This is a genomic window from Streptomyces rectiviolaceus (genome assembly GCF_039533825.1).
GTDB classification, from domain to species: Bacteria; Actinomycetota; Actinomycetes; order Streptomycetales; family Streptomycetaceae; genus Streptomyces; species Streptomyces rectiviolaceus.
Genome location: NZ_BAAAUG010000113.1, coordinates 53,349 through 63,075 on the forward strand (window position 1 = coordinate 53,349; position 9,727 = coordinate 63,075).

The 9,727-nt window shown below is 69.2% G+C and carries 8 protein-coding genes; 4 read left to right on the forward strand and 4 right to left on the reverse strand.

The window, feature by feature from the left end:
* Window positions 1-173: 173 nt before the first annotated feature.
* Both ABD378_RS28915 and ABD378_RS28920 read right to left on the reverse strand, forming a co-directional pair.
* On the reverse strand, window positions 174-1,553 hold the full coding sequence (locus ABD378_RS28915) for an aspartate aminotransferase family protein (RefSeq protein WP_344525403.1): 1,380 nt from the start codon (window positions 1,551-1,553) through the stop codon (window positions 174-176).
* Window positions 1,538-2,050, reverse strand: coding sequence for an Lrp/AsnC family transcriptional regulator (locus ABD378_RS28920; protein ID WP_344525405.1), 513 nt, complete (start codon window positions 2,048-2,050; stop codon window positions 1,538-1,540). Before ABD378_RS28920 ends, ABD378_RS28915 begins: the two co-directional genes overlap by 16 nt.
* 161 nt (window positions 2,051-2,211) lie before the next feature.
* Between ABD378_RS28920 and ABD378_RS28925 the strand changes: the two genes are divergently transcribed.
* From ABD378_RS28925 to ABD378_RS28935, 3 genes are all read left to right on the forward strand, one after another.
* The gene (locus ABD378_RS28925) at window positions 2,212-3,651 is read left to right on the forward strand and encodes a gamma-aminobutyraldehyde dehydrogenase (RefSeq protein ID WP_344525407.1); all 1,440 of its coding nucleotides are present in this window, start codon (window positions 2,212-2,214) and stop codon (window positions 3,649-3,651) included.
* A gap of 169 nt (window positions 3,652-3,820) precedes the next feature.
* The gene (locus tag ABD378_RS28930; protein WP_344525409.1) at window positions 3,821-6,433 is read left to right on the forward strand and encodes an MXAN_6230/SCO0854 family RING domain-containing protein; all 2,613 of its coding nucleotides are present in this window, start codon (window positions 3,821-3,823) and stop codon (window positions 6,431-6,433) included.
* Window positions 6,434-6,538: 105 nt separating this feature from the next.
* Window positions 6,539-7,729: an ABC transporter substrate-binding protein gene (locus ABD378_RS28935; protein WP_344525411.1), complete on the forward strand. Its 1,191-nt coding sequence runs from the start codon at window positions 6,539-6,541 to the stop codon at window positions 7,727-7,729.
* 42 nt (window positions 7,730-7,771) lie between these two features.
* Here ABD378_RS28935 and ABD378_RS28940 read toward each other — a convergent pair whose 3' ends face one another.
* Both ABD378_RS28940 and ABD378_RS28945 read right to left on the reverse strand, forming a co-directional pair.
* Entirely contained in the window at window positions 7,772-8,239 is a 468-nt protein-coding gene (locus ABD378_RS28940; RefSeq protein WP_344525413.1) for a hypothetical protein, read from the reverse strand.
* Between the two features lie 17 nt (window positions 8,240-8,256).
* Window positions 8,257-8,721, reverse strand: coding sequence for a hypothetical protein (locus ABD378_RS28945; protein ID WP_344525415.1), 465 nt, complete (start codon window positions 8,719-8,721; stop codon window positions 8,257-8,259).
* A 273-nt stretch (window positions 8,722-8,994) separates the two neighbouring features.
* Here ABD378_RS28945 and ABD378_RS28950 point away from each other — a divergent pair.
* The coding region (locus tag ABD378_RS28950; protein ID WP_344525417.1) for a hypothetical protein at window positions 8,995-9,727 on the forward strand (733 nt) is incomplete at its 3' end.

Consider the following 9,727-nt stretch of genomic DNA (forward strand, 5'->3'; position numbering starts at 1 on the left):
CGTACGGGGGAACGAAGGCGGGGCCGATCGGTCACTGGGCACGCTAGGGATCCAGGCCGCGATGCCTGGAAACGACGCGGCCCGGGGGCGCCCGTTCTCACTCGAACGGGCGCCCCCGGGGCCGGTGTTGATCACTCGATCACACTATGGATCCCGGAGAGGGATCCCATGGATCAGAGCTTCGTCCACGCCTCCGTGAGGACCTGGCGCAGGATGCCCTCGATCTCGTCGAAGGTCTCCTGGGTGGAGATCAGCGGCGGGGCGAGCTGGACGACCGGGTCGCCACGGTCGTCGGCGCGGCAGTACAGGCCGTTCTCGTACAGCGCCTTGGAGAGGAAGCCGTACAGGACGCGCTCGGTCTCCTCGTCGTTGAACGTCTCCTTGGTGGCCTTGTCCTTCACGAGCTCGATGCCGTAGAAGAAGCCGTTGCCGCGGACGTCGCCGACGATCGGCAGGTCGTGCAGCTTGCGCAGGGTCTGGTAGAACGCGTCCTCGTTGTCGAGGACGTGCTGGTTCAGACCCTCCTTCTCGAAGATGTCGAGGTTGGCGATGCCGACCGCGGCCGAGACCGGGTGGCCGCCGAAGGTGTAGCCGTGCAGGAAGGTGTTGTCACCCTTGTAGAACGGCTCCGCGAGCCTGTCCGAGATGATGCAGGCGCCGATCGGGGAGTAGCCCGACGTCATGCCCTTGGCGCAGGTGATCATGTCCGGGATGTAGTCGAACTTGTCACAGGCGAACATCGTGCCGAGGCGGCCGAAGGAGCAGATGACCTCGTCAGAGACGAGCAGCACGTCGTACTTGTCGCAGATCTCGCGCACCCGCTGGAAGTACCCGGGCGGGGGCGGGAAGCAGCCACCGGCGTTCTGCACCGGCTCCAGGAACACGGCGGCGACCGTGTCGGGGCCCTCGAAGAGGATCTCCTGCTCGATCTGGTCGGCGGCCCAGCGGCCGAAGGCCACCGGGTCGTCGCCGTGGATCGGGGCACGGTAGATGTTCGTGTTCGGCACCTTGTGCGCGCCCGGGACGAGCGGCTCGAAGGGTGCCTTGAGGGCCGGCAGGCCGGTGATGGACAGGGCGCCCTGCGGGGTGCCGTGGTAGGCGACCGCGCGGGAGATGACCTTGTACTTCTGGTGGTTGCCGGTGAGCTTGTGGTACTGCTTCGCCAGCTTCCACGCGGTCTCGACGGCCTCGCCGCCACCGGTGGTGAAGAAGACCTTGTTGAGGTCGCCGGGCGCGTAGTTGGCCAAACGTTCCGCCAGCTCGACGGCCTTCGGGTGGGCGTAGCTCCACACCGGGAAGAAGGCCAGCTCCTGCGCCTGCTTGTACGCGGTCTCGGCGAGCTCATGACGACCGTGTCCGGCGTTGACGACGAAGAGGCCGGACAGACCGTCCAGGTACTTCTTGCCCTTGTCGTCGTAGATGTAGGTGCCTTCGCCACGCACGATGGTGGGCACGGGTGCGTTCTCGTAGTCCGACATGCGGGTGAAGTGCATCCACAGGTGGTCGTACGCGGTTCGGCTGAGGTCCTTGCTCACGGCTATCGGGTTCCCCACATATAGGTCTGCTTCTTGAGCTTCAGATAGACGAAGCTCTCGGTGGAGCGCACGCCGGGGAGGGCGCGGATGCGCTTGTTGATCACTTCGAGAAGGTGGTCGTCGTCCTCGCAGACGACCTCCACCATCAGGTCGAAGGAGCCCGCGGTCATCACCACGTACTCACACTCGGCCATGGCCGTCAGCGCCTCCGCGACGGGATCCAGGTCCCCCTCGACGTTGATGCCGACCATCGCCTGGCGCCGGAACCCCACGGTGAGCGGGTCCGTGACGGCGACGATCTGCATGACGCCCTGGTCGAGCAGCTTCTGGACGCGCTGGCGCACGGCCGCTTCGGAAAGGCCCACGGCCTTGCCGATGGCGGCGTACGGGCGGCGTCCGTCCTCCTGAAGCTGTTCGATGATCGCCAGGGAGACGGCGTCGATGGAAGAAGAGCTGTTCCCGTGCCGGGAACTACTGGAATCTGCGCTGCGACTGGCCACGACCCCATGGTGCACAGGACTCGTCAGTTCCGCAAGGTCAGATCGATGAAATTCGTTGTTTGGAGCTTCAATAGTCACGGATTTCGCAGCTATGGGGCTCCGGGTATGTTGAAAGCGTCGGTACACCGACTAGGGTGGGTGTCTCATCCAATGGACATCTGACTGGAGGGCCGGAAGTGACCACCGAGCTGCGCCGTCTGCGTAACTACATCAACGGCGAATTCCGGGACGCCGCCGACGGGCGGACCACCGAGGTCGTCAACCCGGCCAACGGCGAGTCCTACGCCACCGCGCCCCTGTCGGGGCAGGCCGACGTCGACGCCGCCATGGAGGCCGCCGCCGCCGCGTTCCCCGCCTGGCGTGACCTGACGCCCGCCGAGCGTCAGAAGGCCCTGCTGAAGATCGCCGACGCCTTCGAGGAGCGCGCCGAGGAGCTCATCGCGGCCGAGGTCGAGAACACCGGCAAGCCGACCGGCCTCACGCGGTCCGAGGAAATCCCGCCCATGGTCGACCAGATCCGCTTCTTCGCGGGCGCGGCCCGGATGCTCGAAGGCCGCGCGGCCGGCGAGTACATGGAGGGTCTGACCTCCATCATCCGCCGCGAGCCGATCGGCGTCTGCGCGCAGGTCGCGCCCTGGAACTACCCGATGATGATGGGCGTCTGGAAGTTCGCCCCGGCGCTCGCCGCGGGCAACACCGTCGTCCTCAAGCCCTCGGACACGACCCCCGCGTCGACCGTCCTGATGGCCGAGATCATCGGCTCGATCGTCCCCAAGGGCGTCTTCAACGTCGTCTGCGGTGACCGTGACACCGGCCGCGCGATGGTCGAGCACCACACCCCGGCGATGGCCTCCATCACCGGCTCCGTGCGCGCCGGCATGCAGGTCGCCGAGTCCGCGTCCAAGGACCTCAAGCGGGTCCACCTGGAGCTGGGCGGCAAGGCGCCGGTCGTCGTCTTCGAGGACGCCGACATCGCCAAGGCCGTCGAGGACATCTCCGTGGCGGGCTTCTTCAACGCGGGCCAGGACTGTACGGCCGCCACGCGCGTGATCGTCCACGAGTCCATCCACGACGAGTTCGTGACCGCGCTCGCCAAGGCCGCGGCCGACACCAAGACCGGCCAGCCGGACGACGAGGACGTGCTCTTCGGCCCGCTCAACAACGCCAACCAGCTGAAGCAGGTCTCCGGCTTCATCGACCGCCTTCCGGCGCACGCCAAGGTCGAGGCGGGCGGCCGGCGCGTCGGCGAGAAGGGCTTCTTCTACGCCCCGACCGTCGTCTCGGGCCTGAAGCAGGACGACGAGATCATCCAGAACGAGGTCTTCGGCCCGGTCATCACCGTCCAGTCCTTCACGGACGAGGCGCAGGCCATCTCGTACGCCAACGGCGTGGACTACGCCCTGGCCTCCTCGATCTGGACGCAGAACCACGCGCGCGCCATGCGCATGTCCAAGGTCCTCGACTTCGGCTGCGTCTGGATCAACACGCACATCCCGCTGGTCGCTGAGATGCCGCACGGCGGCTTCAAGAAGTCCGGCTACGGCAAGGACCTCTCGGCGTACGGCTTCGACGACTACACGCGCATCAAGCACGTCATGACGTCGATCGAGGGTTAATCCTCCCTGGCCCTGGGCTAATTGGGATGCCCGGCCCCGCCGCCCCCGCGTACCGTCACGTACGCGGGGGCGGCTCCGTGGTGTGCTTCCTTCTTCCTCTTCTCTGTAAAAGATCCGTAGCGCGCCCACTCCCCGCCCCCGCGTCTCCGCACTACGGGGGTGTGACCTGATGACGACGACGGCCGACGATCTCGCGGGGCTGCTGCTGCGCCGCCGCCAGAGTGTGTACGTTCCCTCCGGCGCCGGACGGACCGCCGTGACCGACGCAGGCGTGGTCGTCCTCGAGGCCGAACTCGCCGACCGCGGGCACCTGTTGACCGCCCCGCTGCGCCACGCGCTGACCGCCCTCTCCGTCGCCGACCTCGCCGCGACCGGCATGAAGCTGCTCGCGGACGTCGACGCGCTGATGGGCTCGGACCGCCACCACGCCCCGCTGTTCCGGCGCTTCCCCGACGACATCCCGTACCAGCACGCGTACGACCGCTTCGTCACCCTCGTGGCGGCGCACCTCGCCGCCCAGCCGCATCAGCCCTGTATGAACTGCGCGGGCACCAAGGTCCGCGTCCGCGCGCTCGCGCCCTGCGGGCACCTGCTGTGCGACGAATGCCACCGCATCAAGGACGACTGGGGCTGCTGCGAGGACTGCTGTGTCTGGTACGCCTGCCAGATCTGCGAGAACCGCTACGAGACGGACGGGCCCACCGACCCCTGGATCGACTCCGGTGCCGGACTCGGCGGCGACGGCGGCGAGGTCCTGCGCGCGTTGCGCCTCGGCGCGCCGGGCGACGCCGACGCCGAACTCGCCGCGCTGCTGGCCCGCCGCACGCCCCTGAACCCCCAGGACCACGACGACCTGGTCCTGCTGCTCGGGCACGTGGACCCGGCCGACGCCACCGACTGGCTCCCGGCCGACATACCCTTGCGCGAGAGCAAGGCGCTCGCCCTCGCGCCGCTGCTCGATGTGCCGGACGTACGCGCGCTCGTGGGGCAGTACGCGGACACCGCAACGGATGTCCTGCGGATGCTCGTCATACGTTCCGGGGGCGACCCCGACCTGCTCGAACTGCCGCGCCTGCGCGGGCTTTCGCGTCCCGTCCGCCGTGAACTCCTCGGCCTGCTCGACGGGTTCGACCTGCGGCGCCTGGCCGAGGACATGGCCCGCAACCCGCGCGCCTGGAAGCGGGTCGGCGAAATCCTGCACCCCTTCGAGCAGGCACACCGCCACGCGCGCGTGGCGCTCGCCTTCGCCGTCCTGCGCGGGACCCGCATCGGGGACTCCGCGCTCTGTGAGGTGCTGCTCGCCGAGGCCGCCCGGCACGAGGACGTCCGCATCGAGGGTGACCGGCTGCGGATCGTCACCTGGCAGGGGCGCGTCGAGGAGGCACTCGGCCACTGGGACACCACGGCCGCGGCCGGGCTGCTGCGCGAGCGGCCCGGTGAACTCCTGCGCCGCCTGGACCTGTTGCTGGCCCGGTCGGGCTCGGCGACCCTGCCGGAGGCGCTGGGCGAGGCGCTCGCGGACGCGCTGCCCCGCTCCGGACCCGGGCCGCTGCTCGGTGCGTACGGCCGCATGAAGGTCCGTGCCGTGCCGGGGCACCGCCGCGTCTTCTTCCCGCGCGGGCGCGTCACCAAGGCGTACGCCGTCGAGGACCAGCGGCCGCCGCTGCCTGCCCGCGTGGCGGGGCGTGCCGGGGAGCTGATCGAGGCGGAGGCGGTGCGGCGGCTCGCTGCTGGTGGGGGGGATGGCGAGCGGTACGACGTGGCCGTCATCGACGCCTCGCTCGCCGATCTGCCGGTGCCGTTCGCCGAGCGCGCGTCGGCGGCCTCGCTGGTGGCGGTGCCGCGCGGCAGCTCGCTGCCCATGCCCGCGGACAGCGAGACCGTGCGGCTCTTCCTGCACTGGCTGCAGCCCAAGGGCGTGCGCGTCGACCTCGACCTGTCCGTCGCGCTCTACGACGACCTGTGGCGCTTCGTCGGCCTGTGCGACTACACGCATCTGGCGTACGCGGGCGGCGCCGCCCGGCACTCCGGGGACCTGACGTCGGCGCCCGCCCCGCACGGCGCCACGGAGTACCTGGACCTGGACCTGCCGCGGCTGGCCCACGTGGGGGTGCGCTTCGTCGTGCCCGCGGTCCTCTCGTACAACAACGTCCCCTTCGACGAACTCCCGGACGCCTTCGCGGGGTTCATGGCGGTCGGCGGCGTCGCGGGCAAGGCGCGGGGGGCGTACGACCCGCGCACCATCCGGCAGCGCTTCGACCTCGCGGGTGACGCGGCGCTGCGCGTGCCGATGATCGTCGACCTGCGGACGCGCCGCGCCTGGTGGGCGGACGTCACCCTGGCCACGGGCGACGGCAACCACGACGTGTGGCGCTACCGCAAGCAGCTCGGCCGGATGGGCAACGACTTGCTCGACACCTTCCGGCCGCGCGGCCGGGCCACCCTGTGGGACCTCGCCTGCTGGACGGCGGCTGCCCGCACCGACGGCCCCGTGTACGTGCGCGGCCGTGGCCATGTCCTGTGGGGGTACCGCCGTGCCGATGACGAGCCGCGCGCCGACTTCGCGCTGCGCGTCCGTGACGGCTGGGAGCCGGACGAGCTGCGCGCGGAGCCCGAGCTCGCGGGCCTGCGCGCTCTTCTGGCGCTCCTGCACGGTGAGTTGGAGGGGGCGGACGAGGTCGCTTCCGGCACGGTCTACCGCCTCTACCCGGGGCCGGTCGACGCGGCCGCGGCGGTGCGGATCACGGCGGGGGACCTCGCGGGGTGGCTGGCGCCCGTGTGATCGGCATCCTGTCGTTTCCCGAATCGACAGGGTGTCGCTTCCCGACCGCTCGGCTCGACGCAGCGTCCATTGCCTGTACGTGACACGCAGGCGCATGCTGCCGGGGTGCGAGCGAACCCCAGAGCCTCCTCAGTCTCCCGTAGGTCCCTGCTGCGTGCCCTCGGCGGCGGGGCGGCCGTCAGTACGCTCGCGGGCTGTGGTGTGCCCGCCGCGTACATCGGACCCGGCGAGCGCGCCGCCGGGGACCGCTCCCGGCAGGACAAGACGCTGAGCTTCGCGAACTGGCCGCTGTACATCGACACCGATGACGACGACTCGACGAAGCGGCCCTCGCTCGACGCCTTCGAGAAGCGGACCGGCATCGACGTCCGCTACACGGAGGAGATCAACGACAACGACGAGTTCTTCGGCAAGATAAGCCCGTCCCTGATGAACCACCAGGAGACGGGGCGCGACCTCATCGTCATCAGCGACTGGATGTGCGCCCGCTTCGTGCGCCTGGGGTGGGTCCAGGCGATGGACCGGAGCAGGCAGCCGAACGTCACCAAGTACCTGGACCCGCTGCTGCGTTCGCCCAGCTTCGACCCCGGCCGCAAGAACACGGTGCCCTGGCAGTCCGGCATCACCGGCATCGCGTACAACAAGCGCAAGCTCGGCCGGGAGATCAAGCACGTCTCCGACCTGTGGGACGACGATCTCAAGGGCCGGGTCACGCTGCTCTCCGGGCTCGACGAGTCGTTCGCGCTGCTGATGCAGGGGGACGGGGTCGACATCACCAAGTGGAAGGCCGACGACTTCCACGCGGTGTGCGACCGGGTGGAGAAGCTGGTGGCCTCGAAGCACATCCGCCGATTCACCGGTAACGACTACATCAAGGACCTCTCCAGCGGCGACGTCCTGGCCTGCCAGGCCTACAGCGGTGACGTGATCCAGCTCCAGGCGGACGACCCGGACATCGAGTTCGTCGTCCCCGAGGAGGGGGCGGAACTGTGGGCGGAGTCCTTGATGATCCCCAACCTGGCCCGCCACAAGCAGAACGCGGAACGGCTCATCGACTACTACTACGAGCCGGAGGTGGCCGCGGAGCTGGCCGCCTGGGTCAACTACGTCTGCCCGGTGCCCGCGGCCCGCGACATCCTCGCCTCGTCCAAGGACAAGGAACTGGCCTCGCTGGCCGAGGACCCGCTGATCTTCCCGGACGACGCGATGCGGAAGCGGCTCGCGATCGCGCGGGACATCACGTCGGAGGAGCGCACGGAGTTCGCGAAGCGGTGGAACGCGATCGCGGGGTTGTAGCGGGGGGCGTTGCACGTTGCTCAGGTCCGGCGTCGGCGTTGCTCAGGTCCGGCGTCGGCGCAGGGCCTTCCGGGCGTCCTCGGCCGCGTACGTGACGTTCAGCCGCCAGGTCGCCAGCTTGTCCTGCACCTTTGACGCGACCGTCCGCCACTTGAACCACAGCGGCAGCTCCCGGAACGGCACATAGTCGAGGGTGTCGTCGACAGCGGTCTCGGCGAAGCCACGATGACCCTCCGCGCGCAACGCGGCGAACAGCTCCGGGGTGAGTCCGCCGTTGACCCGGGCCGCGACGCCGACCGCGGTGTACGCGAATCCTCGCTGCCCGTGGTCCGGCAACTGCATCGCCTTGATGATGCGAGGCGATGCGTCAGCCAGAGAGCAGTTGAAGGCCAGCCCGATCACTGCGGAGCCCAAAGGGCCCTCGCCGCGTTCCTGCGCCGCGTCCCACTCAGCGGGGTCGTCGAAGCGCAGCAGGCTCTCGTCGCCTTCCCAGTCCCACCCGGAGGCCATCTCCGCCTCTCCCCATGTCAGCCGCGTCGGCGCAGGGTCTGCCAGGCGTCTTCGATCGTTTCCCCGGATCGCAGCCACCAACTCTCCAGCTTGTTGCGCACAGACGTGATCACCTTCCGCCGCTTGAGCCACGGCGGCAGGTCGCGGAACGGTACGAAGGCCAGTGTGTCGTCGATGGCGTACTCTGCGAGGCCTTTGTGCCCCTCCTCGCGCAGCGCAGCGTACAACTCTGGCGTCAGCTCTCCATTGAGTCGAGCGGCCGTGCCCGCGGCGGTGAACGCGTATGCCCGCTGCTCGGTGTCCGGCAACTGTGTCGCCCTGACGATCCGAGGCGACGCCTCCGACAGCGAGCAATTGAAGGCCAGCCCGATTGCCGCTGTACCGAGATGGTTCTCGCGGCGTTCGTACGCGGCGTCCCACTCGGCGGGGTCGTCGATGCCCAGCAGACCTTCGCCGCTGTCCCAGCCCCACTCGGATGCCATGGCCGGTGCTCCTTCCTTCGTAGGGAGGGGGAAGTCGACGGCAGTCCAGGGCAGAGTTCCGCGCTCAATTTGAACACCCACGAGTCTCGTTGCGTTTCATAGGTAACTGCATGGCTCGCAGCGAGGGGTCGACGATCATCAGGCCTCTTGTCCGTCAACTGCCTTGCAGTCAGGGAGAGTTGATGCCCTGTGGCGTTCGGTGGATCGCTTGGGCATCGCCAGGAATTCCGTACGAGATGCGGCCTTCTCGGGTGCCGCGGAAATGGAACGAACGTGATGCCCAAGCGAACCGGACTTCTCGCGGCGCTCGCCGCTCTGCCCGTCGCCCTGCTCACCGTGGCCGTCGCGTCGCCGGTGTTCGCGGCGGACACCCCGGCCTTTCAGATCGACCTGGAGCAGCTGAACGACTCCGGGTCCACGGGGACGGCCCTCCTGAGCCTGCGTGGCAACGCGCTGACCGTGTGGATCAAGTCCGAGGGCATGGTGCCGGGGCAGCCGTCCGCGCAGCACTTGCACGGGTCCACCGACGGGCACGACTTCCAGTGCCCGGACGACGCCGACGACACCAACGGCGACGGCATCCTCGACAACACCGAGGCCACCGTCCACTACGGCGACATCAACATCTCGCTGACCGAATCCGGGGACACCGACGCGGGCAGCGGCCTCGCCGTCGACCGGATGCCGGTCGCCGACGCGCAGGGCAAGGTCTCGTACAAGCGGACCATCACCGTGGGGCAGGACGTGGTCGAGCAGATCAAGGACCTGCACATCGTGCAGCACGGCGTCGACCGCAACGACAACGGCAAGTACGACTTCGAGGGCGCGGGCAAGAGCGAACTCGACCCGAAGCTTCCCCAGGAGGCCACCGCTCCGACCAACTGCGGTGTGGTCAAGGGTGCGGCGGTCGGATCCGTCCCCGTGGGCGGGGTCGAGACCGGTGGCGGCGCCGCGGACGGCATGTCCTCCGGTGCCCTGGCCGGTGCGGCCGGAGCCGCGTCGGCGG